Origin of the sequence: Lysinimonas soli (assembly GCF_042655435.1) — a bacterium.
GTDB lineage: Bacteria > Actinomycetota > Actinomycetes > Actinomycetales > Microbacteriaceae > Lysinimonas > Lysinimonas soli.
Genome location: NZ_JBHSMG010000002.1, coordinates 534,247 through 558,277 on the forward strand (window position 1 = coordinate 534,247; position 24,031 = coordinate 558,277).

Sequence of the window (24,031 nt, forward strand, 5' to 3'; positions counted from 1 at the left end):
GAGACCACGTCTCGGGCCCTCGACAACCTTCGGCTAGCTACGGTGTCGACTCCGTATTGGGAAGTTTGGGCGCGCGAAGCGCCGCAAGCACCGTTTCGCCTAGCTGGCCAGCCACCGTCTCCTCGCTCCACTCGAGAGTGGTCCGAAGGTCCACGATGATGCGTTCATCGAAGAGGGTCGTCCAGATCAGGACGGCATAGCGCAGATCCTGGGGCGGGATCACACCATCGTCGATTAGGTCCTGGATGACGGGCGCAAGCACCTCATGCAAGCCCGCGGACAGCGGATCCCCGGCATTCACGCGCTGGAGGAAACCCTCGGCGCTTCGGATGAACGTTGCCGCTTTGACCCATCGCCGGGAAGTCGACAGCCATGCCTCTCCGATGCGGCGGAATAGTTCGATGCCACGAAACCCTCGTGACGTCTCGCGAAACGCGTCAAGAAGGTCATCGACGATTTGGTTGTAGAACTCGGCACGTAGTTCGTGCATATCGTCGAAATGACGGTAGACCGTCGCAGTCGCGACTCCTGACTCCCGCGCGAGATCCGGGAGCGTGAAGTCCAATCCTTGACGCTCCAATAGGTCCCCCATCGATTGCAGGAGCAGCCGACGAGTGCGTTGCGTGTCCGCACGGAGGGGTCGAGTCCCGCCTGCTTGGCCCACTGGACATCAGCTCCCTGGTTCCTGACTATTTCGCCCACGTTAACAAGAGATCACGTTCTCGTCTCAATGGGATATCCGCCAGACTACTTTGGATATCTTTCCCATACATGAAAAGAAATTCTCATCTCAACCCGAATGGAGAGCATCAATGATTCACCACGCTTCGCGTCGATCCTCCCCTGTTAGACGGATCATAATCGCCGCCATCGCCCTAGCCGGAGCCGCCGCGACGCTGGCAGCATGCGCCGCAACGGGCAGCCCTGCCGCCTCATCCTCCGCGCACAAGAGCCACTACACGATCGGTGTGCTGTCGATCGCACAGGCTCCGGTTCTTGATGACCTCGTCCACAAGTTCGAAGCGGCAGCGAAAGCCGGTCTCGCTCCGGCCAAGGTCACCTTCTCGTATCAGAACGCGAATGGCGACCAGAGCCTGGTCGCCAGTCTGGTTCGTGATTTCGCGTCATCGACGGACGACGGGTTCGCCGTACTCGGGACCCCCGCGGTCGTCGCCATGGCCCAAGCGGTGACGGACCGCCCGATCTTCGCGGTCGCGATGAGCGACCCGGTCGGTGCCGGAGTCGCCAAGTCGTTGGACGCGCCCGGGTCGAACGTGACGGGGAGCATCGACTACGTCGACCCGGCGAAGCTGATGGACGTCGTCGTCAAAGTCGTTCCCAAGGTCCACACGGTAGGAACCATCTACGACCCCTCCAACCAGAACAGCCAGGTCTGGGCGAGTGCGCTCAAGCACAACCTCACGACGCGGGGTCTGTCGTTGGCCGAAGCCACGATCTCGAGCCCGGCCGACATCGCGGCTGCCTCCAGAAGCCTCAACGGCCGAGCCGACATTCTCTTGATCGGTCCGGATGCGACGGCCTATGCGGGAATGGATGCGATCGGAGCGTCGGCGCTTGCCTCCTCCACCCCGCTCTTCGTCTCCGCGGGGGAGCCCACCACTCCAGGTGTCCTGGCCAGCATCGGTCCGAGCTACCCGACCCTGGGAACCGAGGCAGGTGCGATTGCCGCGCGGGTGCTGCTCGGCAAGTCTGCCGCGACGACACCGTTCGCTCGGCCGGCGGGCACCGACGTGGTCTTCAACTCCTCGACGGTCACCGCCTTGAAGATCCGCATTCCGGCGTCTCTGAGCAGTTCGTCGACTGTGACGGATCAGAAGTGAGTCAGCGACTCGCCGGCCCGGATGTGCGCGAGCTGACGGCTGCATCGGTCGGCATCGACTCGCAGAACACCGGTGCCGGCGAGTCCGCGCCGTTCGCCAAGCCCGATGGCGGGATTCAGGCGAACCAGGCGAGGAAGGCCGCCCTCAAGATCAACCTCGACCCCACTCTCCTCGCTTCGGCGACCGTCGTGGGCTGAGTCGGAAGACACCGGAATGCTCCAGAACATCCTGCTCGACACCTTTGTCACCGGCCTGCCGTTGATACCCCTCGTCCTCGGCGTCTACCTCATCATGCGGATCCGGGAGGACTTCGATCTGACCGTCGAAGGGAGTTTCGCGCTCGGGGGCGGGGTCTCGGCGATCTCTGCGAAGGCCGGGATCAACCCCGCAGTGGCGATCCTGCTCGGAGCTCTCGCCGGAGCGGTCGCCGGGCTGATCACGTCCGTGCTCCATCTGGCGCTGAGGATCCCGGTCCTGCTTGCAGGCCTCGTGATGAGCATGGCGCTGTTCTCGATCGTGCTGAACATCCTCGGTACCCCTACCGCGAGTCTGATCGGCGTGACGACGATCTTCTCCTGGTTGCCACCTGGAGACATCTATGCCTCCGTCGAATTGGTTGTGATCGTTGCCGCGCTCCTGACCTTGTTCGCGCTCTTTCTGCGCACCGAGATCGGGTTGGCGCTGCGTGCAAGTGGTCAAAGCGCCCGAATGGTGCGCAGCCAGGGCGTGAACGACAACGGGCTGCTCGTGCTTTCCTTGGCAATCGCCAACGCTCTGTCGGCACTGTCCGGTGGACTGCTGACGCAGATCCAGGGCTTTGCCGACGTGAACATGGGAATCGGGATGTTCATTGCGGCCGTCGGCGCAGTCATGCTCGGGGTGCTCCTCTTGAACCCCTCGGGATCGAAGGTGCTCAGGATCGTCCTTGCGGTCGCCATCGGGGGGCTCGTCTATCGCCTCATCCTCGTAGCTGCCCTTCGTTTCGGACTGCCGGCAGGGGACCTCAAGGGCGTCACCGCGTTGACGTTGATCGTCGCGATCGCCGCGCAGACCTACGTGGTGCCGATGTTCACGCGGATGGTACGCCGCGGCATCCGGACGCCTCAGTTCCGGACCGGAGAACAGCAGGGAGCGAAATGACCACGGAGGAACCAGCCGCTCTGGAGCTCATCGGCGTGCAGCAGGTCTTCAACAAGGGTCGGGTCGATGAGGTCCACGCCCTTCGCGGCATCGACGTGACGCTGCGCCGTGGCGAGTTCGTCACTGTCGTGGGGTCCAATGGCGCGGGCAAGAGCACGATGGTCCAGGCCGTCGCCGGGTCGGTGCGGCCCACCGCCGGTCGAGTCAAGATGCATGGCCGCGATGTGACGACCTGGTCGGACTACAAGCGAGCGGGGCTCGTCGCACGCGTCTTTGACGATCCGCGGATCGGGAGCGCTCCGGAGCTCAGCATTGAGGACAACCTGGCACTCGCGATGAGCAGAGGGTCGCGCCGCACGCTGAGATTCGCGGTCTCGAATCGTCGCCGGGCCACGATGAGGGATCATCTCGCTCAGCTCGGGCTCGGGCTGGAGAACCGGCTTCATGACAGGGTCGGAATGCTGTCCGCCGGCCAACGACAGAGCTTGACGATGATCATGGCGGGCATGCAGCAACCACAGGTGCTGCTGCTGGACGAGCATCTGGCGGCTCTCGATCCGGCGACCGCGGCGAAGGTGCTCGACCTGACCTCCCGAATCGTTCGTGACATGGGGTGCGCAACGTTGATGGTCACCCACAACATGGAGCATGCCATCGCCCTCGGCGATCGCCTTCTCGTGATGAGCCGCGGCAGCGTCATCGCTGACATCGTGGGACCCCAGGGCATGAGCCCACAGGACGTGATCGACGTCATCGTCGGCGCGGGTGGTTCGGTGAACGACCGCTCCCTGCTCCCCGAGAGCCTCAGGGGGGAGGGGGAATGACGTTGCGGCAGCAGTTCCAGACGCTGGAGGAGATCCATCGCGTCGCACTGACGAAACTCGATGATGTGATCGTCGATTACCTGGAAGGCGGGGCCGGCGACGAGACGACGATTCGGCGAAACAGGTCGGCCTTCGAGGAATGGGAGTTCCAGCCGAGGGTGATGAGCGGTCTCAGCTCGCCGCCCACGGCCACGACCTTCCTCGGCCTTCCGCTGTCGATCCCCGTCCTCACCGCGCCTTTCGGGTCGGACACCATGTTTCACGAAGACGGGCAGAAGGCGGTCGCGAGGGCGAATCAGGCGATGGGGACCGTCAGCATGGTCCCCGAGGCCGGCTCGTTCTCCTATGAACAGGTCGCCCACGCCGCGCCCGCAGCGGCTCGCATCGCGCAACTGCATCCCGCCGGGAGCGATGAGAACTTCTTGCGACTTCTTGCCCGGATCTCCGCGGCGGGATACAGCGCGGTCTGCGTGACGGTTGACTCGCCAACTGGGGGTTGGCGCGAGCGGAACCGGCGGAACGCCCTGGAATTCGACAGTTCAATCATCGGGGGCAACTACAACCCCGCAGACCGCGATCAGATGGAAGCGGCGCTCGGCCAGCTCTTCACTCATGTCGACAACGTCTGGAGCTGGCACAAGCTCAGTTCACTGCTGGACGATTTCGAGTTGCCCTGGATCGCCAAGGGCATCACCACGGTCGCGGACGCGAGGGCCGCGGTCGACGCGGGCGCCTCCGCGATCATCGTGTCGAACCACGGCGGTCGCCAGCTCGACGACGTGCCCGCGTCCCTTCCGGCCTTGGTCGAGATCAGGTCTGAGTTGGGACCCGGGGTCGACATCGCGCTCGACAGCGGCATCCGTCGCGGCTCGGACGTCATCAAGGCCGTCGCGCTGGGTGCGACGGCCGTGGTCCTGGGCCGGTCTGCCGTATACGGCCTGACGGCCGACGGGCAACGAGGGGTCGAGCGCACGCTCGAGCTCTTGACCGAAGAGATGATTACCGTTCTCACCCTGCTGGGCCGGGGCGGCATCACCGATCTCAATCACGAAGCGATGAGGAGAGTTCCACGATGACGATGCAATTGGCACGGGTCCCCGGTCAGTCGGCGATGCTGCCTGGGGGAGTCCGGGCGGGCGACATGATCTTCACCTCCGGAATCGTGTCGCCGACGGCGTTCGCCCGGTTCGGGATCGAGTCGACCACCGACGCGATCGATTTCGACACGCAGGCAGAAGAGGCTCTCGCCTCGTTGCTCTCGGTGCTCGAGGGACTCGGAGGCTCGGCCGATACGGTCGTCAAACTGGACGCCTACCTCTCGGATGCTCGACATTTCGCGGCCTGGAACGCCGCGTATCTGCGTATCTGGCCGACACCGGGGCCCGCACGCACTACCCTCGTGGCGGCGTTCGCCACCACTGCGGTGGATATCGAGGTGCAGGCGGTGGCGGTTCTCGTCTGACGTCCGCGTCTCGCCGGGCTATGGGGGTGAACCCTACCCATCGAGACGGGTAAGTCCCGATTCGCGTGACCGATTGCGACTGCCACCATCGGGTCAGCGGTGACGCTCGAGGACACAAGGAGGTGCCTGAAGATGTCATTCCCAGTGAGCAAGTCGAATTCTGGCGGGCCGGTTCAGGCCGGGTCGCAGCGGGTTTCGATGTCGGCGCAGGGCATCCGTAAGTCGTTCGCAGGGAAGGAAGTGCTGCGCGGCATCAGCCTCGAGCTGCACCAGGGCGAGCATGTCGCGGTGATCGGCCCGAGCGGATCGGGCAAGAGCACCTTCATCCGCTGCCTGAATCTCCTCGAGACCCCGGATAACGGTTCGATCGACGTTCTCGGCGAGCGGGTCTTCAGCGCAGGCGATCCGGTGCGCGAGAGTCAGGTGCGCGCGCTGAGGCTCCGCGTGGGGATGGTGTTCCAGTCCTTCAACCTCTTCGCGACCTACACCGCGCTCGAGAACGTGTCACTCGCGCAGCGGTTCTCCCTCGGTCGGTCGAAGGGTGAATCCGACGACCGCTCCGAGCAGTTGTTGCGCCGGGTGGGCTTGGAGCAGCACATACACAAGCATCCGAGTCAGCTCTCCGGGGGGCAGCAGCAGCGCGTTGCCATCGCGCGGGCCCTCGCGCTCGATCCTCAGGTCATGCTGTTCGACGAGCCGACCTCGGCCATCGATCCCGAGATGCGTGTCGAGGTCCTGCAGGTGATGAAGGCGCTGGCACTCGACGGGATGACCATGATCATGGTCACCCACGAGTTGCGCTTCGCCCAGGAGGCCGCGGATCGGGTCGCCTTCATCGCCGACGGCGAGGTGCAGGAGATCGGGACGCCGGCGCAGGTCTTCGGCTCGCCCAAGAACGAACGAACACGGCGCTTCGTGGACGCCGTCTCGGGAGAGCTCTAGCCATGCAGTGGCAGTTCCTCCCCGCCGCGGTGCTGACGACAGTCCTGATCTGGCTCGGAGCCTTGCTGGTGTCGATCCTGCTCTCGATCCCGCTGACCTTGCTCCGGCGGTCGAGTTTCGGAATCCTGCGGGCCGTCGGAGCGCTCTGGGCGACGGTCGCCCGCGGGATCCCCCCGATCATGTGGCTGATCATCCTGTACTTCGGCGTCGCGTCCGGGGTACTCAGGGACATTCCTGCGATCTCGGCGATCGTCGGTCTCGGTCTGGTCAACTCCGCGTACGTCGCCGACAGCATCCGGGCCGGGCTCGACTCCGTTCCGAGCGGGCAGTGGGAGGCGATCCGGGCGACCGGGTTGCCGAGAACGGTCGGGCTGGTGCGGGTGATCCTGCCCCAGGCCTTCCCGATCATGTTGGCGTCCACCGCCGCGTACTCGATCACCCTCCTGAAGAACACGGCACTCGCCTCGATCATCGGGGCGAACGAACTGATCTTCTTCATCTCCAATTCGGTGCAGCAGGGTGCCGACCCGCTGCCGGCCTTCCTGCTGGCAGGCGCGATCTACATGGTCTTCACCGTCCCGGTCGGGTTCCTCGCGCGCTGGATCGAGGGCCGCTCCGTGATTGCGATGGTCCGCTGACATGAACGACATCGTCACGACGTTCTCGAACCTGCTCCCGGGATTCTGGCTGACTCTGCGGATGGCCGCCGCGAGCGCGGGGGTGGGAATCCCGCTCGGATTCCTCGCCGGCCTCCTGCTCACCAGCCACCGCAGAGCCCTCCGCTATCCGGTGATCGTGCTGGTCGAGATCTTCCGGGGCTTCCCGGCCCTGCTCACCCTCTATCTCCTGTACTTCGGACTCGAGCGGATCGTGCTCATCGACATGTTCACCGCTGTCGTGATCGCCTTCGGCGTCACCGCAGGCGCGTACTCGGCGGAGATCTTCCGCGCCGCGATCACCAGCGTGCCCCGAGGCCAGCTCGAGGCCGCCGCGGCGCTCGCGCTTCCACGCGCCCGCACCGTGTGGTCGATCGTCGTGCCGCACGTGCTCCGGGTCGCGGTCCCGCCCATCATCGGGATCGTCATCCTGGTCTTCCAGGGGACAGCGCTCGCCTACGCGATCGGAGCGAAGGAACTGCTCGGTTCCGCGTTCTCAACCGGCATCATGACCGGCAGCCTGTTCCCCCAGTTGATCGCCGCGTCGATCCTCTACCTGCTCGTGACCGTCGCCCTGACGGGACTCGAACGTCTGGCCGCGCGGCGCGCGGCGCGCATAGCCGGAACCTCGACACCGATGACGAGACGGGCGCTCGTCATCGCGGAGACCTGACCCGCCCGAACCTGCACCGCAATCCCATCACTCGAAGAAGAGGAAACAACCATGCCGATTTCAGTCAAGAAGACCGCCATGGCGGCGGTCATGCTCGCCGCCATGTTCGCACTGGCCGCGTGCTCAGCCCCCGCGTCCGCACCGACGCCCAGCTCGACCGCCACGGGGTGCACCCCCAAGCACACCTTCGACACCGTCACGCCAGGCACCCTGACGGTGGCCGGCATCAACGCCCCGCCGAAGTTCTACGCGCCGAGCGCCGACGGGCCGTTCACGGGTATCGATGGTCCGCTGATCGTGCGGTTCGCCGCAGAGAACTGCCTGACCCTTGTCGTCAAGCCGATGACGGGTGCCGCTGCCGTTCTCGACCTGAGCACGGGAAAGTCCGATCTCATGATCGGCGGGATCCTCAAGAGCCCCGCCCGGGCCAAGCAGTTCGGTCAGACGAACGGCCAGCTGACCTACGAGACCATGGGCATCAGCTCCAAGGCCGGCTATGACACCATCGATGCGCTCAAGGGCAAGAAGGTCGGCATCCAGTCCGGATCGTCCTACACGGATCCGCTGAAGGCTGCGATCGGAGCGGACAACGTCGTCGAGTATCAGAGCGACGTGAACGCCTTCCAGGATCTGATCTCCGGTCGCATCGACGCGACCGCCCTGACCAGCCTCCAGGGGATCTACCTGAGCGCGCAGCACCGAGGCTTCCCCACCAAGCTGGTCAAGAACGATCCTGCGTACCCCGATCTGACCAGTGTCACGGGTACCGACTGGCCGCACGCCAAGACCGCCACCGCGCTGAAGGCCGCCGTAGACGACTTCTACAAGCAGATCCATGCCGACGGAAGCCTCCTCAAGGACCTCAAGGCCAACCACATCCCGAATCTCAACTTCTACGTCAGCGGGAAGCGCTAGACCCGCGTCGTCCCGGACCACACCCGGCTGAGCGTCGTCGTGTACCTCAGCGCCTCATCGAACAAGGAGAAAAGCATGAAACTCGTCACCTATGGTCCGCCCGGCGGAGAACTGCCCGGAGTGGTCGAAGAGGGTGGTTCGGTCGTCGCGCTCGCACCTGCGCTCAGCCGGGCCGGGATCCGCATCCTGGACATGGGCCAACTGCTGGCGGTCTGGAGCGCCGTGCGCCCGGTCGTCGAGCTGGCCGTCGAAGACCCGCAGAGTGAGCGGATTCCCGCGGATTCGGTCCGCCTCGGCCCACCCGTCCCGCGTCCCGGCAAGATCCTCGCGATTGGCCTGAACTACCCGACGCACACCGGTGACTCGCTCGGCGCGACGACATCCGAGTCGCAACCGGTCGTCTTCATGAAGACGCCCAACAGCCTGTCGGGACCCAGCGACACGGTGATCCTTCCCCGCCAGTCGACCCAGGTCGACTACGAGTTGGAACTCGCGGTCGTGATCGGGAAGGCGGGATCGCACATCGCTCGCGCTGACGCATTCGACCATGTGGCCGGGTACATGATCTCCAACGACGTGTCCGCGCGGGATGTCGCGTTCGGGCCCGGCCTGGAATACCCGATGCAGTTGCAGATCGTACGTGGTAAGGGGTTCCCTACCTTCTGCCCGACGGGGCCGTGGCTGGTCACGGCGGATGAGGTCCCCGAACCGGGACGGCTGAAGCTGCAGCTGTGGGTGAATGACGAGCTTCGCCAGGACGGCAACACGAGCGAGATGTCCGTCGACATCCCGGGTCTCATCGAGTCCATCAGTTCGAGCATGCCCCTTCTGCCGGGCGACATCGTGCTGACCGGGACCCCCGCGGGTTGTGGATTCTTGTTCGATCCACCTCGTTACCTGGCGGATGGTGACATGGTCAAGGCCGCCGTCCCGGGTCTCGGCGAGATGGCCTTCGAGGTGCGCGATGAATGAGTCGACCGCTGAGTCGCCGAAGAGCATCGTGATCATCGGATGCGGGGCTATCGGGGGCACTTTCGCCGCCCACTTGGCGAACTCCCCTGCGAAGGTCACGGTCGTCGATCTGTCGGAGCCGATCCGTCACGCGGTGATGGCCTCAGGATTGACGATCACCCATTCCGACGGGCGCGAGGAGTCCGTCTCGGTCGACATCCGAGGGTCCTTCGAGGGCATCGAACAGCCCGACATCGTGTTCTTCTTCGTGAAGACGGTGCACAACCAGGCCGCCGCCCGCGACGCAGCGGGACTGATCGGCCCGCATACCGTCGTGGCCACCGTGCAGAACGGGATGGGTCACGGCGACGTGCTGTCGGGGATCGTCCCGGCCGATCGCCTCGTCGTCGGAGTGACGTCGGAGGGCGCGAACATGCTCACCCCCGGGCACGTGTCGCACTATGCCAAGGGCGCGACCAAGGTCGGCCCGTGGAGGAAGGAGAGCTCCCTCGAATCCGCTGAGTTGGTCGCCGACGTGCTGAACAGCGCGGGTCTCACTGCCGTAGCCACTGACGCTACCGAGAATGCGATCTGGACCAAGTTGGCGATGAACGCGGCCTACTCCTCCGTGTCCGCTCTGACGAGGCTCAGCATGGAGGGGCTGGGCGACAGCCCAGAACTCTGGCGGCTCTGCGAGGACGTCGTCCGTGAGAACGTCGCCGTGGCGATCGCCAGCGGCGCTTTCGTCGACGTCGACGAAGTGCTCGGCATGGCCAACAGGCTGTACGCCGGCATCAAGAAGGACGGGATCATCGCCGGCAAGGCGTCGATGCTGCTCGACGTGGAGGCGCGACGCCCCACGGAGGTCGACGCTTTCAATGGTGCGATCCTCAGGGAGGCTGCTCGCAACGGAGTGGATGCGCGTTTGAACGCGATCCTCTTCGCCCTCATCAAGGGTCTTGAGGACAGCTGGAGGATCGATGCCGGGTCCGCATAACGGGCTGCGTGCGCGACTCTCGGCCGCGGAGCCTCTCGGCGCGGCCTTGTTGACGATTCCGGATCCCGGGATCGCGGAGGTGCTCTCGGCCTCCGGATTCGACGTGGTAATCATCGACGGCGAGCACGGCCCGTTCACGCTCGCGTCGATGCGCGCGTGCGTGGTCGCGATGGCGTCATCGAGTGTGCACATCGTGGTCCGTGTTGCCGGACACGACGAGGTCCTGATCAAGTCGGCGCTCGAACTGGGCGTTGACGGCGTGATGGTGCCTCGGGTCGAGACCGCTGAGGAAGCGGTGCGGATCTCACGGTTCAGCCGGTACCCGCCGCACGGGAGCCGGGGAGTGGGGATCTCCCGGGCGACAGCGTACGGAGCCGACCTCGTCGGGCAGGTGGATCGAGCTGACTCGAGCACAGCCGTGATGGTGATGATCGAGAGCAGAGCCGGGCTGGAGAACGCCGCCGCGATCGCTGCGGTGGAAGGGATCGATGCCCTCATCGTCGGGCCGGTCGATCTGGCGGTCGAGATGGGATCGCCGATCGGTGCCGGCTCGGACGCCGTCGATGCCGGCTATCAGCGGGTCATCGATGCAGCGCGCACATCAGGCATCTCCGCCGGGGTCGGTGGGAATCCTCGTGTCTGGCGCGTTCGCGGAGCGTCCTTCTTCATGACCTTCGTCGATGTCGTGAGTCTGAGCTCGGCGGCTCGGGCGGAGGCGACAGCATTGAGGGCGGCCATCGACTCGTAGGTTCAGATCGTCGGGGGACGCAGAGCCCGAACCCGGCCGCCCCCCTCGTGGACGACCACCTGCCCGTCGAGCTTGTTCTGCAGAACCAGTTCAAGGCGCGAGCGCGCCCCGGTCTTGTGCAGAACAGAACTGACGTGCTTTTCGACGGTCTTGATCGCGATATCGAGGGCGACCGCGATCTGACGGTCGGACTGGCCGAGCTCCATGAGCGCGCGGACCTCTCGTTCGCGCGCGGTCAGCGCGTTCTCGGAGGACGTCACATGAAGGTCGGGCCGTGCCGTCCGGTGCGAGGCCCGCACCGCCTGACCTCGGATGGCGGCCTCGACCGCGTTCGCGATGGTGCGGCCATCGTTCGCTGCATCCACGCACAGGTAGGCGCCGCTCGCGAATGCGCGCTCCAGGAGGTCGTGCGTTGTCCAGGGCGTGCTGACCACGATGACCGGCATGTCCGGCCTGATCCGCACGAGTTCGGCAATCAACGGCGGGGCAGCTTCTTCGAAGCCGAGGCCGACGAGAGCGATCGTCGGCGCTGACCAGCGCACGAAGTCGATGGCTGCGGCTGGAGTGCCGACTTCGCCGAGGATGCTGATCGACATGTCGGCCCGGGAGATGATCGAGCCCAGCCCGGCCCGCAACGCAGGTCTCGACTCGGCGACGAGCACCTCGACGCGCTGCTGGAACCTCGTGGTGAAGGGCTCGAGCGGGAAGGTCGCCTTGACGCTGGTGCCCCAGGTCGGCGTTGAGGAGATCTCGAGCGCGGCGGCCTGCGAGAGCGCTCGCTCCTTCATCATCCGGATACCGTGGGTCGATTCGATCCGCTGTGCGGCCTGATCGAATCCGACGCCATCGTCCTCGATCATGACGCAGAGGGATGCTTCGGTCTGAAGGATCCCGACCCGGATCCGAGTTGCTCGTGCGTGCCTTGTGACATTCGTGATCGCCTCATCGACCAGCAGATAGGCGGTCTGAAAGAGTTCCGGATCGAGAGGGGCGCTCGCGGAGAACGGACAGATGAGTTCGACGGAATGCGATCCCGCGAGCGTCTGCAGCCGCTCGCGGATCGCGTCTTCCAAGGTCAGCGAGTAATGGCCGCCCGCGCTCGCGGTTCGGTGCTGTGACTGCTGCGCCATTGCCGCACCCCTCGAAGGTTCGTTTCAGGAACTCTACTGAACGCGCGTTCGGTTGAGAACCGAGGGAGGTCACTCCGCCGCGGCTGCGGTTCCGACGATGACCGCGCGCCCGAGGGTGTGCGGAATGATCGCGGCGTGCAGCATGGCCAGGCTGGTCTCGGCAGGGAGGTCCAGTGAGGCGACGTCGAGCGCGGTCGCCGCGACGAAGTAGCGGTGAGTTCCCGTTCCCGCCGGCGGCTGCGCGCCGACATACCCCGCCACTCCGAAGGAGTTGGACAGCGCGGTGCTCCCTCCGGGCAGACGCGACCCGTCGGGTGTCCCCGCGCCGGCCGCGAGACCGCCCCCGTCTGCCGGCACGACAACAGCCCAGTGCCAGAAGCCCCCGGGAACCGGTGCGTCGGCGTCGAAGACCGTCACGAGCACCCCGCGGGCGTTCTCGGGAAGGCTCGCCCAGGTCAGGGCGGGGGAGTCGCCGGCCGTGGTCTCGGAACCCCACGCGGTCGAGGGCAGCGCGCCACCCGAAGCGAAATCGGGGCTGGTCAGCTCGAACGTGCCGGTGGGGATCGCGTTTTGGTAGGGGTTGTAGCTCACGATGGTCTCCAATCCATTTATACAGTTTACCTGTATAAAAGGACTATACAGACAAACTGCACATTCGACCAGTCCTCTGGATAGAGTCGACGCATGGACGAGCAATCGGGGTTGGGCGAGGAACTTCGCGCGGCGATCGGCGAGCTGGTCCGCGCCACACGCGTGGAGGATGCGCTCCCGGCGAACCAGGCGGCAGCACTGGGTCTGTTGGAGCGCGACGGTCCGAAGACGACTGCTCAACTCGCCGAAGGATGCCGCATCCGCCATCAGTCGATGACCGCCATCGTCCAGCATCTCGCGGCGCGCGGCGAGGTCGGCAGCTCGCGGCATCCGGAGGACGGACGCGCGCAATTGGTGACGCTCACCGAGGCGGGCCGCCGGGCGGTCGCGCGCGACAGGCAGAACCGGGCGGCCCGTCTCGACGACGTGATCGCCACTCGGCTGAGCGACGACGAGAAGGAGCAGCTGAGGCGGGCGATCCCCCTCATCTCCCGTCTCGCGTCGGTCGGGACGGAGCCGAAGCGGAGTCGCGCCTAGGTGCCGACGAAGGTGGACGCCAACAGGATGTCGCGGAAGTTCGCAGCCGTGATGTCCTCCCAGGCCGCAGAGGTGGCGATGTAGAACTCGGCCGGCTCCGCGGAGGTTCGGAGCGAGAGGTAGCAGACACCGTGCATGCCGATCCTGCGGGTGCTCGACGGCAGGATGGCTACCCCGAGCCCCATGGAGACCAGAACGACGATCGTAGAGAGATTCGGTGCCTCGTGGGTGATGTCGGGCGCGAATCCCTCCGACCAGCACAGTTCGGTCACGTGCTGGTACAGCCCGGATCCGCTCGCCTTGGGCGTGCAGATGAACGAACTCCCGCGGAGCTCGGACACGCCGATCGAGGTCAGTGCGGCCAGCGGATCCGTGTCGGGCACCGCGACCACCAGGTGATCGTCGGCGAGCTTGGAGAGCGTCACCGACGGCAGAACGGCTCCTCGCGGCTTGTGGACGAGCCCCACCCCGAGCTCGCGGTTCGCGAGCGCGTTGATCTGGCTCATCGAATCCATCTCGGTGAGGGAGACGTTGACGCCCGGGAACCGGGCTCGGAAATCACGAACGGCCGTCGGCAGGGGATCGAGCAGCAGCCCGGATTGGGTGAAGCCGATCCGCAACTCCCCCGCCTCACCCCGAGCGGCCTTCCGGGTATTCTGCATCGCGCGCTCCGCTGCAGCCAGGGTGAGCAGGGCCTCGGAGTAGAACTCGCGGCCAGCCGCGGTGAGCTTCACGAACTGGCGGGTGCGCTCGAACAGCTCGTCGCCGATCTCCTGTTCGAGCTGTTTGATCTGCAGGCTCAGGGGCGGCTGACTGATGTTGAGGCGCTCGGCGGCGCGCCGGAAGTTCAACTCCTCGGCGACCGCGACGAAGTACTTCAGGTGCCGCAACTCCACGGGACCTCCTGTGGCAGGTGTCGGGCGCGGGCGCCTCGACTGATAGGCGCAAGCTATCACGAGCACCATCAAGTTGGTATTGGAGATGTCGGAAAGTCTCACGCACACTGAACATGCCCTCGACCTGCCCCGTCATCCCAGCACGGGCACGGAGCGAGAGCCGTCGTCCGCATATCCATTCAATGAAGAATCAGGAAATCCGATGCCCCGATCGTCCCGAAAATTCGCCGCCATCGCGCTCGCGGCGGCCGCCATCACCGTCCTCGCCGGATGCAGTTCGCCCAGCCACTCGTCTAGCTCGCCGTCGGCATCGTCGCAGTCCTCGGCAGCCGGAGTCGCGGCGGCGCAGGCAGCCCTCACCAAGGCGGAGGCCGTCCCGAGCTACACGGCTCCCGGGCCCGCGTTCGACGCGGCGAAGGCCGCAGGCAAGCATGTCTTCTACATCCCCCAGACCAGCAATGTCCCGTTTGTCGTGGCGGTGCAGAAGGCCCTCTCGAAGGTCGCTGCGACGGCGCACGTCGATCTCACCGTGTGGCCCACGACGGGCAAGTCCACCGAGTGGGTGCAGGGCATCGAGACCGCGATCTCGCAGAAGGCCGACGCCATCATCCTGGGCGCATCGCCGGATGCTTTGGCGCCGCAGCTGGCCGAGGCGGCCGCGGCGAAGATCCCCGTCATCGTCCTGCACCAGTACGACACGTCGATGACGCTGCCCGCCAACGTCAAGGCGTTCGCGTTCGCCCCGTTCGTGCCGGCAGCCAAGCTGCTGGCGGACTACGCGGTCGCCAGCACCAAGGGCTCCGCCGATGTTCTCGTGATCACCTCGAATGAGCTGAAGCCCTCGCCCCCGATGGCTGCCGCCGTCTCGGCGGAACTGACGTCGACGTGCCCGAAATGCACCGACACGGAAGTGAACGTGGCCGCTGCCGACTGGGGTTCGAAGATGCAGAGCTCTGTTCAAGCCGCGCTGCTTCGCGACCCGAAGATCAATGTGGTGATCCCGCTGTTCGACAGCTCGAGTCAGTTCGTCACCGCGGCAATCACGGCGGCGGGCAAGGCCGACAGTGTCAGCATCGCCACGTTCAATAACACGCCCTTCGTGCTCGACCTGATGCAGAAGGGCAGCCCTGTGAAGATGGATGTGGGGGAGAGCATCAACTGGATCGGGTACGCCGCGATGGACCAGGTGCTGCGGGTGCTGTCCGGGGTCAAACCTCTGACCAACGAAAGCGCGCCGCTGCGGGTATTCACGACCAAGAACGTGTCGGTCGTGGGAAGTCCGTCGGACAATGAGAAGGGCTACAGCACCTCCTACGTCAATGGGTACCTCAAGCTGTGGGGGCTCACGTCCAAGTGATCGGCGGCTCCATGACGCTCGACGACCAGCAGATCGTGCCGGAAGACCGCCAGGACGCGCCCGAGCCGAGCATGTTGCGCGTGCGCAACGTGTCGAAGACCTTCGGTGAGACGCGCGTGCTGCGGGAGGTCTCCCTGGACATCGCAGCCGGTGAGACTCGCGGTCTCGTCGGTGAGAACGGTTCGGGCAAGTCGACCCTGATCAAGGTCCTCGCGGGCTTCTACCAGCCGGACCCGGGCGCTGAGATCAGCGTCCGGGGCCGGCAGGTCGCGGGGTCCCTGACCCCCCTCGGAGCGCGCGATCTCGGCCTCACCTTCGTGCACCAGGACCTCGCTCTCGTCCCGTCGCTAACGGTCTCCGACAACATGACGGTGAACGCGCTTGCCGCGTCCCGCTCCTGGCGCGTCTCGCCGAAGGCGGAAGCCCGCTCCACGCAGAAGCTGCTCGACGAGTACGGCCTAGGGATCGACGCTCGGGCTGCCGTCTCATCCCTGACCCAGCTCGAGCGGGCGATGGTCGCGATCGTGCGCGCCATCGACGGGATGAGGGAGTCGGCTGCCCACGGCCAGGCGGGGTTGCTCGTGCTCGACGAGCCGACGGTCTTCCTGCCCAAGGCCGACCGGGGACTCCTTTTCGACCTTGCCCGCCGGCACACCTCGGACGGCGGCGGCGTCCTCTTCGTCTCGCACGATCTCGAGGAGTGCCTCGAAGTCACGGATTCGATCACGGTTCTTCGCGACGGCAGGCTCCGGGGAACCGTTCCGAGCAAGGGGACCGACCGGGCGGACATCATCCGCTTGATGGTCGGCAAGGAGTTGAACCTGTCGTCGCGCCGGCCGACTCCTCCTGCCCATCTGCCCGTCGTTCGCGCGACCGGCCTGAACGGCACGTCCGTGCGGGATGTCTCGCTCGAACTCGGCCCCGGCGAGATCGTTGGGATCACCGGCCTGCTCGGGTCGGGTTTCGACGAGCTGCCCTACCTGATCTCCGGAGCCGGGCAGGGGGCCACCGGACGGCTGGCGGTGGGCGAGCGCGAGTTCGACCTGGCGTCGATGCGGCCGGTGGACGGCATTCGGGCGGGGATCGCGCTGGTTCCAGGCGATCGTGCGCGTCAGGGCAGCGTCGCCTCGTTGAGTGTGCTCGACAACCTCAGCGTGCAGGCGCTGCCCACTGCGCGGGCTTGGTTCGGGATCGATTGGAGGCGCCTTCGGACGGTCGGCCAGCGCCTGATCGCCACCTACGACGTGCGACCGCAGAAGCTCGACGTGGCATACGGGACCTTGAGCGGGGGCAATCAGCAGAAAGTGCTTCTCGCGAGATGGATGCAGACGAATCCCGGGGTGATCCTGCTGCATGAGCCGACTCAGGGTGTCGATATCGGTGCCCGAGAACAGATCTTCGACATCGTGCGGGCCGGCGCGGATGCCGGAGCTGCCGTTCTGTGTGCCTCGGCCGACCAGGAGCAGCTCTCCTTGCTCTGCGACCGTGTGCTGGTCATGCGCGACGGCGCCATCGTCGCCGAACTCCTCGGGGGCGATATCAGCAAGGCCGCGATCGCGCGCGAGAGCCTGGGCAGTGCACGGCAATCCGTTCCACCCGCCTCCCGAAGGGCCGCGACATCATGACCGACACCGCCACGAAGAGAACTCCCTCCCTCCGTCCGACGGGCGCGCGGGTCGGCGCCTGGAGCGAGAAGTACGGCCTGCTGGTGATCTGGGCCGTTCTGATCGTGGTGTTCTCGGTGATCGAGGGCCCGATCTTCCTCAGTCTCGCCAACTGGCAGTCGATCCTGGGCAGCCAGTCGGTGCTGCTCCTTCTCGCGGTCGGACTGCTGATCCCGATGACGGCGGGCGACTACGACCTGTCGGTCACCGGTGTGCTCGGCATCTCGTCGATGACCGTGGCGTTGCTCAACGTGCAGTTCGGCTGGCCGATCTGGGCTGCGGTTGCCGCAGCGATCCTTGCGAGCCTGCTGGCGGGTGCACTCAACGGCGCGATCGTCGTGTTTTTCGGAGTCGACCCCTTCATCTCCACCCTGGGCACCGGGTCGGTGTTCCTTGGCGTCATCTACTGGATGAGCAACTCGAACACGATCACCGGCGTCTCCCCCGAACTCTCGGCGTGGGTGGTGGGCGGCAAGATCCTCGGCATCCCGCCGGCGTTCTACTACGGTGTGGGAGCCTGCGCGATCGTCTGGTTCGTCCTGAAGTACACCGTGTTCGGCCGGCAGATGCTCTTCGTCGGACGGAACAAGCCGCTCTCGCGGTTGGCCGGGATGGCGGTCGGGCGTCTCCGCTTCCTGGGACTGGTCATCTCCGCGTTCGCCGCAGGCATCGCCGGCGTTGTCTACGCCGGGACGACAGGATCGGCGGATCCCACCTCGTCGCAGTCGTTCTTGCTGCCCACGTTCGCGGCGGTCTTCCTGGGCGCGACGGTGATTCAGAACCAGCGCTTCAATGCGTGGGGAACTCTGATCGCCGTCTACTTCCTCGTGACCGGGATCACCGGCCTCCAGCTGCTCGGCGCGGACAGTTTCGTGCAGCCGCTCTTCTTCGGCGGCGCACTGGTCGTCTCGGTTGCCCTGTCCCAGTTCTCGCGCCGCCGGGATGCCGCCGGTTCCGAGCGGCTGGGTCACGGCTAGCGAGCGGACAGCCCCTTCCCACCATCCCATCTGAAAGGAACACCCGTTGTTTGGCGCTCCCCCCACCATCCAGGCGACCACCATTGCGATTCTTCCCGAGCGGTTCCACGTCGCCGGACGGGTTTCCGGCCGCTACGAGTCTCGCCCCTTCTACATCGAGGGGCCGTCGCTCTCGCGTGATGGGACTCTGTACTTCACCGACATCCCCGGCGGTCGTATCTTCAGCCTGGCGCCGGGCGGCGACGTCGAACTCTTCATCGAGTACGACGGTGAGCCAAACGGCACGAAGATCCATCGCGACGGCCGGATCTTCGTTGCCGACAACAAGCGCGGGATCGTGGCAATCGATCCGGAGACGAAGCAGATCGAGACGATCGTGGACCGCGTCGCCAATGAGCGGTTGCGCGGCCCGAACGATCTCACTTTCGCGCTCAACGGCGACATCTACTTCACCGATCAGGGGAACAGCGACATCCTACGAAGCCACGGCCGGGTGATCCGCGTGACGTCCGAGGGGGAGACAGCCATCCTGCTCGAAAACATACCGAGCCCGAACGGCCTGGTGCTCAGTCCGGATGAGAAGTTCCTCTACGTCGCTGTCACCCGCACGAACGCGATTTGGAAGTCGCCGCTCACGGTTCCACCTGGATTGATCCCGACCGTCCCGGTAGGCACGACCGGCACGTTCATCCAGATGTCGGGCGGCACGGGTCCGGACGGGATGGCGGTCGACCAGGACGGCAACATCGTGATCGCGCACACCGGCCTCGGCTGCGCGTGGCTCTTCTCACCGATCGGGGAGCCGCTGTTGCGCATCAACACCAGCGCGGGGCTTTCAGTCTCGAACGTCGTGTACGGCGGTCCGGAGAACCGCACTCTGTTCATCACGGAATCGTCGACGGGCGCGATCATGACCGCGGAGATGCCCGTTCCCGGGCACCTTTTGTTCTCGCACACTGCCTAGCTGGTCTCGTCATGGACATCTATCCCAACCACACACTGAGCACCATCCGCGGCGGCGGGGTCGCTCTCGGCTTCGGAGTGAGCGCCCTTCGATCCATCGTTGCCCCTGGCCTCGCTCGCTCGGCTGGATACGACTGGCTGGTCATCGACGCGGAGCACGGAACGATTTCGCTCGACGACATCAGTCAGCTCTGCACGGCAGCGCTGCCCCTTGGGATCACTCCGATCGTGCGCGTCAACTTCAGCGCGCTCGATGAGGCGAGCAGAGTGCTCGACTCCGGTGCGCAAGGCATCATCATCCCGTCGGTCGAGAGCCGGGCGCAGGCGGAAGCGATCGTTGCGGCCCTCCGCTATCCGCCTCTCGGGCATCGCAACTGGGGGGGAATGTCGCCGCAGTTCGGATTCCGTCCGCCTCCTCTGCTTGACGCTGTGCTGGCAACGGAGCGCGAGACGCTCCTCATCGCGATGATCGAGAGCGCCGAGGGTGTCCGTCAGGTCCGCGAGATCGCAGCGGTCGAGGGAATCGATGCCTTGTTCGTCGGAGCATCGGACCTGTCCCTCAATCTCGAGGCGCCCGGCGAGTTCGGCTCCCCAGTCATTCTTGAGGCGATCGACGCGGTCATCGAGGCCTGCACGGAATCGACGAAGGTCTTCGGCTTCGGCGGCGTCTACGACCGCGAATGGGCGGGCACGTACATCGAGCGCGGAGCGCGACTCGTGGCCGCGGGAAGCGACCAGGTCTTCATGATGTCCGGCGCGCTTGAGCGGGCCGCCTACCTGCGGTCTCTCGTCGAGAACTGAGGCCGCCGCTACTCGGCGGCCGTTCGGTCGCGATGCTCCGAGGGCGCTCGACGGAGACCCCCGCTGAGTCGACCCATGTCTCGGAGGCAAGGCCAGCCCCGATGCCGTTGCCGCGTGCGTCTCGCAGGCAGTCAACGTCGGCGCGGCGGGCGTCATCGCGACCTCGATTCCGCCTGAGTTGACGCTCGAGTTCGTCAACACCAAAGACGCGACAGTGCCAGCGGAGTGGGGCAAGAAGGTGGCGGCTCTTCCGTCGAACTTCGTCGTGCAGGAGAAGGCGAACGTCGACGACGGCGATTGTTAAGAGGGCGTTAGGCGGTTTGACATACGAAACAGTGTTGGCGAGAAGATGGCCGCCCCGACCTAGATTCTCGACTACTCGGCAGCGCTAGCGATTCGAACTCCGCATCTACTCCGCACATTCGTCGTCAGCCGGCGTCATCTCTGTCATCGTCTGGCATCGGCAACTGCAGTTCTTGTCGCGATCTGTCACCCACATCATCTGGTGGCAACTCCGCTGCACTTATCGTGGTGTCGCGGGTTCGAGTCCCGCCCTCGCTACTTGCCCGTATTTTCGGGCTTTTTGGCCTCTTGGCGCCGCGACGTGGCGCCTGGGTTTTGTGATGTATCAAGACATCGGTGACGGTTCTGCATCAATAGATCGGTAACCATTTCGCCGTTTTTGGTGGTGACACTTCCCTAGATGTGTGAGGGATGACCCCGCTTCGAGCCTGTTGATCCTCGTATCCGTCTCGCGATCACGCAGTGGCCGCCCGACGCTCCCCGCGGAGCCGTGACGACCTTCTGCGCCGAGGAGGGGATCTCGCGAAAGACTTTCTACGCGATCAGAAAGCGATCACTCGAGGAAGGCCAGGCTGCGGCTTTGGAGCCGCGAACTCGGCGGCCGAGGGCCAGCCCGAACCGGCTCGCCGAGGAGTTGAAGAAGCAGGCTGTCGCAGTTCGGGCGGCGTTGGAGCGGTCGGGTTTGGATCATGGGCCGATCAGTGTTCACGAGAAGATGCGGTCGCTGGGCATGAGCCCGGTTCCGTCGACGGCGTCGCTGTCGCGGGTCTTCCGTGACGCCGGTGTTGCCCGGGTGGAGCCGCGGAAGAAGCCGCGGGCGTCGTTCCGGCGGTTCGTCTATCCGGCGCCGAACGCCTGTTGGCAACTCGACGGCACCGAATACGTCCTGACCGGGGGTCGCAAGTGCGTGATCTTCCAGCTGATCGATGACCACTCCCGGTTCGCGGTCGCCACCCATGTCACCTGGGGTGAAACGTCCGAGGGCGCCATCGCCGTGGTCAAGAAAGGCATCGCCGCTCATGGCGTTCCGCAGCGGCTGCTCACCGACAACGGCGCCGCCCTGAACCCATCCCGTCGCGGGGCCGTCGGACAGCTCGTCACCTACGTCACCCGGCTCGGCGTCGAGCCGATCACCGGCAAGCCTTACAAACCGACGACGCAGGGCAAGAACGAGCGCTTCCACCAGACCCTGTTCCGCTGGCTCGACAAGCAACCCCTCGCCGCGTCACTCGAGGAACTGCAAGCCCAGGTCGATGAGTTCGACCGGATCTACAACACCGAGCGACCCCACCAAGGACTCCCCGGACGGGTCACCCCGGCTCAGGCTTGGGAGACGACGGCGAAGGCCGACCCGCCCCGACCCCGCAACCAGATGCAGCCTGTTGGCTGGGACGGGATCCGCGCCACCCGAGTGGCCCGCAACGGCATCGTCCAAGTCCGCCAAACCCGGTTTCACGTCACCCGGCTCCTCGCGCACCAGATCGTCTTCCTCGTCGAAACCGAGCAGCACCTGCTCGTCTTCGACGACCACGGCACCGAGCTGATGAAATACCGCTGGCCGAGACCCGGAATCAAATACGTCGGCTCCGGCCGACCCCGAGGACGGCAACCCAGACAGCTCTGAGTGTCACCGATGTCCTGATGCAGGAAGTGTCACCGATGTCCTGATGCAGAACTGTCACCCATGTCCTGATACATCACAACCGGGTACTCCAGGCAACCGTGGCCACATTTTGGACACAACCGGGTTCGAGTCCCTCGCTACAGTCGGAAAATGGCTGGTCGGACCAACAATCTACGCGGCCCGTCACCGCAGGGTCGCGTACCGCGGGACCACGCGGCATCTGGCCCGTTCACGGACCCCACGTGCTGTGGTCTCATGCCACCCTTCCGGGCGTCATCCCATGGCTGCGACATCGGCATGCTGATAGCCGAGGGCGGTGGCGACGCCGAGATTGGTGACGCGGCCGGCCTGCACATTGAGTCCCTTGGCCAGAGCCTCGTCGCGGGCTGAGGCGGCTTCCCATCCGTTGTCGGCGAGGGCCAGCACATAGGGCAGCGTCGCGTTGGTGAGCGCTCGAGTCGACGAGCTGGGCACGGCGCCGGGCATGTTCGCGACGCAGTAGTAGATGGCCTCGTGCACTGTGAATGTCGGGGCATCGTGGGTGGTCGGGCGCGAGCCTTCGAAGCATCCGCCCTGATCGATCGCAATGTCGACCAGCACGGAACCGGGCTTCATCGTGGCGACCATGTCATCGGTCACCAGCTTGGGAGCGGCCGCGCCGGGAATGAGGACGGAGCCGATGACGAGATCCGCCTCGCGCAGCTGTTCGGCGATCTCGAACGGTGTCGAGATGCGGGTCTGGATGCGCCCGCCGAACTGCACCTCGAGAGCGCGCAACCGGGCAAGAGAGATGTCGATGACGGTGACATCGGCTCCGAAACCGAGGGCGTTGGCCGCGGCGTGCTCGCCGGCGACCCCACCGCCGATGACGACCACCTTCGCCTTCGGAGTGCCCGGCACGCCGCCGAGGAGCATGCCGGCACCACCAGAGGATCGCATGAGGTGATAGGCGCCGACACCGATCGAGAGTCGGCCGGCGACCTCACTCATGGGGGAGAGCAGGGGCAGGCTGCGGTCCGCCAATTGCACGGTCTCGTACGCGATCGCGGTGCAGCCGGAGGCGATGAGGGCTTCGGTGAGGGGCCGGTCGGCCGCGAGGTGAAGGTACGTGAAGAGGGTTTGGTCGGCACGGAGGTGGCCGTATTCGCTTGCGACCGGCTCCTTGACCTTCAGAAGCAGCTCGGCGTTGGACCAGACCTCAGCGGCGTCAGGCAGCATGACCGCCCCCGCCGCCACGAAGTCGGCATCCGAGATTCGTGAGCTCACGCCCGCACCCGTCTGGATCATCACCTCGTGCCCGCGCCGGCTGAGGGCGTCAACTCCGGCGGGCGTGATCGCGACGCGATTCTCGTTGTTCTTGACTTCTGCGGGGATGCCTACGCGCATGTCATTCTCCGTTGCTCGGGAGCCGTTGAGGCTCGGTCTGAATGTGTCGAGAATGGAGAAGCTTCATTTCAGCGATGTTTCAGTCGAAGCAAAGCCGAAATGACAGTCAAATACAGAAGATTCTGCTGAAGAGGGGACCCGAATTGGACGTTTCGCCGAAGAGGCTTCATCACTCCGTCGAGCTCGACGAGGTCGACCTCCGCATCATCGAGGTGATCAAAACCGACGGGCGGATCTCGAACAACGCGCTCGCCGATGCGGTCGGCATCGCCCCGTCGACCGCCCACGTCAGGTTGAAGCTGCTGGTCGAGCGCGGTGTGATCACCGGCTACATGGCGAGCATCGATCAGGCCAAGCTGGGGCTCGGATTGCAGGCGATCATCGGAGTGACTCTTCGTCCGATCACGCGCAAGGAGAGCATCACGCGCTTCGCGGAGCAGGTGCGCGGTCTGCCCCAGGTGCTTCAGGTCTTCTTCCTGGGCGGATCCGACGACTTCATGATCCACATCGCGGTCCGGGACAGCTCCGCAGTGCGTGAGTTCGTGGTCGAGCACCTCTCGGCCCAGCCGAGCGTCGCTTCGACGCGCACGAGCCTCATCTTCGACTACCACCGGAACGCGCTCGTCGGCTCGTTCCAGTAGGTCCGAGTGTCG

The 24,031-nt window shown here is 65.4% G+C and carries 26 protein-coding genes; 21 read left to right on the forward strand and 5 right to left on the reverse strand.

Annotated elements, in window-relative coordinates:
* Positions 1 to 37 precede the first annotated feature (37 nt).
* Positions 38 to 592, reverse strand: coding sequence for a TetR/AcrR family transcriptional regulator (locus ACFPJ4_RS10200; RefSeq protein WP_386740296.1), 555 nt, complete (start codon positions 590 to 592; stop codon positions 38 to 40).
* A 160-nt stretch (positions 593 to 752) separates the two neighbouring features.
* Here ACFPJ4_RS10200 and ACFPJ4_RS10205 point away from each other — a divergent pair, with 160 nt between their 5' ends.
* The 13 genes from ACFPJ4_RS10205 to ACFPJ4_RS10265 all read left to right on the forward strand — a co-directional run bounded on the left by ACFPJ4_RS10205 (position 753) and on the right by ACFPJ4_RS10265 (position 11,149).
* Positions 753 to 1,841: an ABC transporter substrate-binding protein gene (locus ACFPJ4_RS10205; protein ID WP_386740297.1), complete on the forward strand. Its 1,089-nt coding sequence runs from the start codon at positions 753 to 755 to the stop codon at positions 1,839 to 1,841.
* Positions 1,838 to 2,038 (forward strand): hypothetical protein, encoded by a 201-nt coding sequence (locus tag ACFPJ4_RS10210; protein ID WP_386740298.1) that lies wholly within the window; start codon positions 1,838 to 1,840, stop codon positions 2,036 to 2,038. Before ACFPJ4_RS10205 ends, ACFPJ4_RS10210 begins: the two co-directional genes overlap by 4 nt.
* Positions 2,039 to 2,054: 16 nt before the next feature.
* Positions 2,055 to 2,981: an ABC transporter permease gene (locus tag ACFPJ4_RS10215; protein ID WP_386740299.1), complete on the forward strand. Its 927-nt coding sequence runs from the start codon at positions 2,055 to 2,057 to the stop codon at positions 2,979 to 2,981.
* Positions 2,978 to 3,805 (forward strand): ABC transporter ATP-binding protein, encoded by an 828-nt coding sequence (locus ACFPJ4_RS10220; protein WP_386740300.1) that lies wholly within the window; start codon positions 2,978 to 2,980, stop codon positions 3,803 to 3,805. Before ACFPJ4_RS10215 ends, ACFPJ4_RS10220 begins: the two co-directional genes overlap by 4 nt.
* A 2-nt stretch (positions 3,806 to 3,807) precedes the next feature.
* Complete coding sequence (locus tag ACFPJ4_RS10225) at positions 3,808 to 4,881, forward strand: alpha-hydroxy acid oxidase (protein WP_386740301.1); 1,074 nt, start codon at positions 3,808 to 3,810, stop codon at positions 4,879 to 4,881.
* On the forward strand, positions 4,878 to 5,267 hold the full coding sequence (locus ACFPJ4_RS10230) for a RidA family protein (protein WP_386740302.1): 390 nt from the start codon (positions 4,878 to 4,880) through the stop codon (positions 5,265 to 5,267). The genes ACFPJ4_RS10225 and ACFPJ4_RS10230 overlap by 4 nt, the downstream gene beginning before the upstream one ends.
* 132 nt (positions 5,268 to 5,399) lie before the next feature.
* Positions 5,400 to 6,209 carry an amino acid ABC transporter ATP-binding protein gene (locus ACFPJ4_RS10235; protein WP_386740303.1) on the forward strand — a complete coding sequence of 270 codons (810 nt, stop codon included), beginning with the start codon at positions 5,400 to 5,402 and terminating at the stop codon, positions 6,207 to 6,209.
* A 2-nt stretch (positions 6,210 to 6,211) separates the two neighbouring features.
* Positions 6,212 to 6,847: an amino acid ABC transporter permease gene (locus ACFPJ4_RS10240; protein ID WP_386740304.1), complete on the forward strand. Its 636-nt coding sequence runs from the start codon at positions 6,212 to 6,214 to the stop codon at positions 6,845 to 6,847.
* Position 6,848: 1 nt separating this feature from the next.
* Positions 6,849 to 7,538, forward strand: a complete 690-nt coding sequence (locus ACFPJ4_RS10245; protein ID WP_386740305.1) for an amino acid ABC transporter permease — start codon at positions 6,849 to 6,851, stop codon at positions 7,536 to 7,538.
* Between the two features lie 51 nt (positions 7,539 to 7,589).
* Positions 7,590 to 8,453 carry a substrate-binding periplasmic protein gene (locus ACFPJ4_RS10250; protein WP_386740306.1) on the forward strand — a complete coding sequence of 288 codons (864 nt, stop codon included), beginning with the start codon at positions 7,590 to 7,592 and terminating at the stop codon, positions 8,451 to 8,453.
* Between the two features lie 75 nt (positions 8,454 to 8,528).
* A complete protein-coding gene (locus ACFPJ4_RS10255; RefSeq protein WP_386740307.1) occupies positions 8,529 to 9,425 on the forward strand; it encodes a fumarylacetoacetate hydrolase family protein in 897 nt (298 codons plus the stop codon).
* Positions 9,418 to 10,401, forward strand: a complete 984-nt coding sequence (locus ACFPJ4_RS10260; RefSeq protein WP_386740308.1) for a ketopantoate reductase family protein — start codon at positions 9,418 to 9,420, stop codon at positions 10,399 to 10,401. The genes ACFPJ4_RS10255 and ACFPJ4_RS10260 overlap by 8 nt, the downstream gene beginning before the upstream one ends.
* Positions 10,385 to 11,149 carry an HpcH/HpaI aldolase family protein gene (locus tag ACFPJ4_RS10265; RefSeq protein WP_386740309.1) on the forward strand — a complete coding sequence of 255 codons (765 nt, stop codon included), beginning with the start codon at positions 10,385 to 10,387 and terminating at the stop codon, positions 11,147 to 11,149. The genes ACFPJ4_RS10260 and ACFPJ4_RS10265 overlap by 17 nt, the downstream gene beginning before the upstream one ends.
* A 2-nt stretch (positions 11,150 to 11,151) precedes the next feature.
* Here the strand turns inward: ACFPJ4_RS10265 and ACFPJ4_RS10270 are convergent, their stop codons facing one another.
* Positions 11,152 to 12,279, reverse strand: a complete 1,128-nt coding sequence (locus tag ACFPJ4_RS10270) for a LuxR C-terminal-related transcriptional regulator (protein ID WP_386740310.1) — start codon at positions 12,277 to 12,279, stop codon at positions 11,152 to 11,154.
* 69 nt (positions 12,280 to 12,348) lie between these two features.
* Positions 12,349 to 12,870, reverse strand: a complete 522-nt coding sequence (locus tag ACFPJ4_RS10275; protein ID WP_386740311.1) for a YbhB/YbcL family Raf kinase inhibitor-like protein — start codon at positions 12,868 to 12,870, stop codon at positions 12,349 to 12,351.
* A 93-nt stretch (positions 12,871 to 12,963) separates the two neighbouring features.
* On the opposite strand from ACFPJ4_RS10275, the gene ACFPJ4_RS10280 reads away from it, so the two are divergent.
* Positions 12,964 to 13,407 (forward strand): MarR family winged helix-turn-helix transcriptional regulator, encoded by a 444-nt coding sequence (locus ACFPJ4_RS10280; RefSeq protein WP_386740312.1) that lies wholly within the window; start codon positions 12,964 to 12,966, stop codon positions 13,405 to 13,407.
* Here ACFPJ4_RS10280 and ACFPJ4_RS10285 read toward each other — a convergent pair.
* Positions 13,404 to 14,303, reverse strand: a complete 900-nt coding sequence (locus ACFPJ4_RS10285; RefSeq protein ID WP_386740313.1) for a LysR substrate-binding domain-containing protein — start codon at positions 14,301 to 14,303, stop codon at positions 13,404 to 13,406. The genes ACFPJ4_RS10280 and ACFPJ4_RS10285 overlap by 4 nt on opposite strands.
* 202 nt (positions 14,304 to 14,505) lie before the next feature.
* Here ACFPJ4_RS10285 and ACFPJ4_RS10290 point away from each other — a divergent pair, with 202 nt between their 5' ends.
* The 6 genes from ACFPJ4_RS10290 (at position 14,506) to ACFPJ4_RS10315 (ending at position 21,992) form a co-directional block, all read left to right on the forward strand.
* The gene (locus ACFPJ4_RS10290) at positions 14,506 to 15,660 is read left to right on the forward strand and encodes a sugar ABC transporter substrate-binding protein (RefSeq protein WP_386740314.1); all 1,155 of its coding nucleotides are present in this window, start codon (positions 14,506 to 14,508) and stop codon (positions 15,658 to 15,660) included.
* An 11-nt stretch (positions 15,661 to 15,671) separates the two neighbouring features.
* Positions 15,672 to 17,285 (forward strand): sugar ABC transporter ATP-binding protein, encoded by a 1,614-nt coding sequence (locus ACFPJ4_RS10295; RefSeq protein ID WP_386740315.1) that lies wholly within the window; start codon positions 15,672 to 15,674, stop codon positions 17,283 to 17,285.
* Complete coding sequence (locus tag ACFPJ4_RS10300) at positions 17,282 to 18,301, forward strand: ABC transporter permease (RefSeq protein WP_386740316.1); 1,020 nt, start codon at positions 17,282 to 17,284, stop codon at positions 18,299 to 18,301. Before ACFPJ4_RS10295 ends, ACFPJ4_RS10300 begins: the two co-directional genes overlap by 4 nt.
* A 46-nt stretch (positions 18,302 to 18,347) precedes the next feature.
* Positions 18,348 to 19,265, forward strand: a complete 918-nt coding sequence (locus ACFPJ4_RS10305) for an SMP-30/gluconolactonase/LRE family protein (RefSeq protein ID WP_386740317.1) — start codon at positions 18,348 to 18,350, stop codon at positions 19,263 to 19,265.
* Between the two features lie 11 nt (positions 19,266 to 19,276).
* Positions 19,277 to 20,065: an HpcH/HpaI aldolase family protein gene (locus tag ACFPJ4_RS10310; RefSeq protein WP_386740318.1), complete on the forward strand. Its 789-nt coding sequence runs from the start codon at positions 19,277 to 19,279 to the stop codon at positions 20,063 to 20,065.
* Between the two features lie 745 nt (positions 20,066 to 20,810).
* The gene (locus ACFPJ4_RS10315; RefSeq protein ID WP_465262167.1) at positions 20,811 to 21,992 is read left to right on the forward strand and encodes an integrase core domain-containing protein; all 1,182 of its coding nucleotides are present in this window, start codon (positions 20,811 to 20,813) and stop codon (positions 21,990 to 21,992) included.
* Between the two features lie 273 nt (positions 21,993 to 22,265).
* Here the strand turns inward: ACFPJ4_RS10315 and ald are convergent, their stop codons facing one another.
* Positions 22,266 to 23,378 (reverse strand): alanine dehydrogenase, encoded by a 1,113-nt coding sequence (gene ald / locus ACFPJ4_RS10320; RefSeq protein WP_386740319.1) that lies wholly within the window; start codon positions 23,376 to 23,378, stop codon positions 22,266 to 22,268.
* Positions 23,379 to 23,521: 143 nt separating this feature from the next.
* Between ald and ACFPJ4_RS10325 the strand changes: the two genes are divergently transcribed.
* Entirely contained in the window at positions 23,522 to 24,019 is a 498-nt protein-coding gene (locus tag ACFPJ4_RS10325) for an Lrp/AsnC family transcriptional regulator (protein ID WP_386740320.1), read from the forward strand.
* The last annotated feature ends 12 nt before the right edge of the window (positions 24,020 to 24,031 follow it).

Excerpts from the sequence above, each read along its gene's own strand:
- ACFPJ4_RS10295 (WP_386740315.1), top strand. The coding sequence starts at position 15,672 with ATGACGCTCGACGACCAGCAGATCGTGCCGGAAGACCGCCAGGACGCG.
- ACFPJ4_RS10290 (WP_386740314.1), top strand. The coding sequence starts at position 14,506 with ATGCCCCGATCGTCCCGAAAATTCGCCGCCATCGCGCTCGCGGCGGCC.
- ACFPJ4_RS10310 (WP_386740318.1), top strand. The coding sequence starts at position 19,277 with ATGGACATCTATCCCAACCACACACTGAGCACCATCCGCGGCGGCGGG.
- ACFPJ4_RS10270 (WP_386740310.1), bottom strand. The coding sequence starts at position 12,279 with ATGGCGCAGCAGTCACAGCACCGAACCGCGAGCGCGGGCGGCCATTAC.
- ACFPJ4_RS10230 (WP_386740302.1), top strand. The coding sequence starts at position 4,878 with ATGACGATGCAATTGGCACGGGTCCCCGGTCAGTCGGCGATGCTGCCT.
- ACFPJ4_RS10260 (WP_386740308.1), top strand. The coding sequence starts at position 9,418 with ATGAATGAGTCGACCGCTGAGTCGCCGAAGAGCATCGTGATCATCGGA.
- ald (WP_386740319.1), bottom strand. The coding sequence starts at position 23,378 with ATGCGCGTAGGCATCCCCGCAGAAGTCAAGAACAACGAGAATCGCGTC.
- ACFPJ4_RS10255 (WP_386740307.1), top strand. The coding sequence starts at position 8,529 with ATGAAACTCGTCACCTATGGTCCGCCCGGCGGAGAACTGCCCGGAGTG.
- ACFPJ4_RS10250 (WP_386740306.1), top strand. The coding sequence starts at position 7,590 with ATGCCGATTTCAGTCAAGAAGACCGCCATGGCGGCGGTCATGCTCGCC.
- ACFPJ4_RS10245 (WP_386740305.1), top strand. The coding sequence starts at position 6,849 with ATGAACGACATCGTCACGACGTTCTCGAACCTGCTCCCGGGATTCTGG.
- ACFPJ4_RS10265 (WP_386740309.1), top strand. The coding sequence starts at position 10,385 with ATGCCGGGTCCGCATAACGGGCTGCGTGCGCGACTCTCGGCCGCGGAG.
- ACFPJ4_RS10240 (WP_386740304.1), top strand. The coding sequence starts at position 6,212 with ATGCAGTGGCAGTTCCTCCCCGCCGCGGTGCTGACGACAGTCCTGATC.
- ACFPJ4_RS10300 (WP_386740316.1), top strand. The coding sequence starts at position 17,282 with ATGACCGACACCGCCACGAAGAGAACTCCCTCCCTCCGTCCGACGGGC.
- ACFPJ4_RS10200 (WP_386740296.1), bottom strand. The coding sequence starts at position 592 with ATGGGGGACCTATTGGAGCGTCAAGGATTGGACTTCACGCTCCCGGAT.
- ACFPJ4_RS10215 (WP_386740299.1), top strand. The coding sequence starts at position 2,055 with ATGCTCCAGAACATCCTGCTCGACACCTTTGTCACCGGCCTGCCGTTG.
- ACFPJ4_RS10235 (WP_386740303.1), top strand. The coding sequence starts at position 5,400 with ATGTCATTCCCAGTGAGCAAGTCGAATTCTGGCGGGCCGGTTCAGGCC.
- ACFPJ4_RS10280 (WP_386740312.1), top strand. The coding sequence starts at position 12,964 with ATGGACGAGCAATCGGGGTTGGGCGAGGAACTTCGCGCGGCGATCGGC.
- ACFPJ4_RS10220 (WP_386740300.1), top strand. The coding sequence starts at position 2,978 with ATGACCACGGAGGAACCAGCCGCTCTGGAGCTCATCGGCGTGCAGCAG.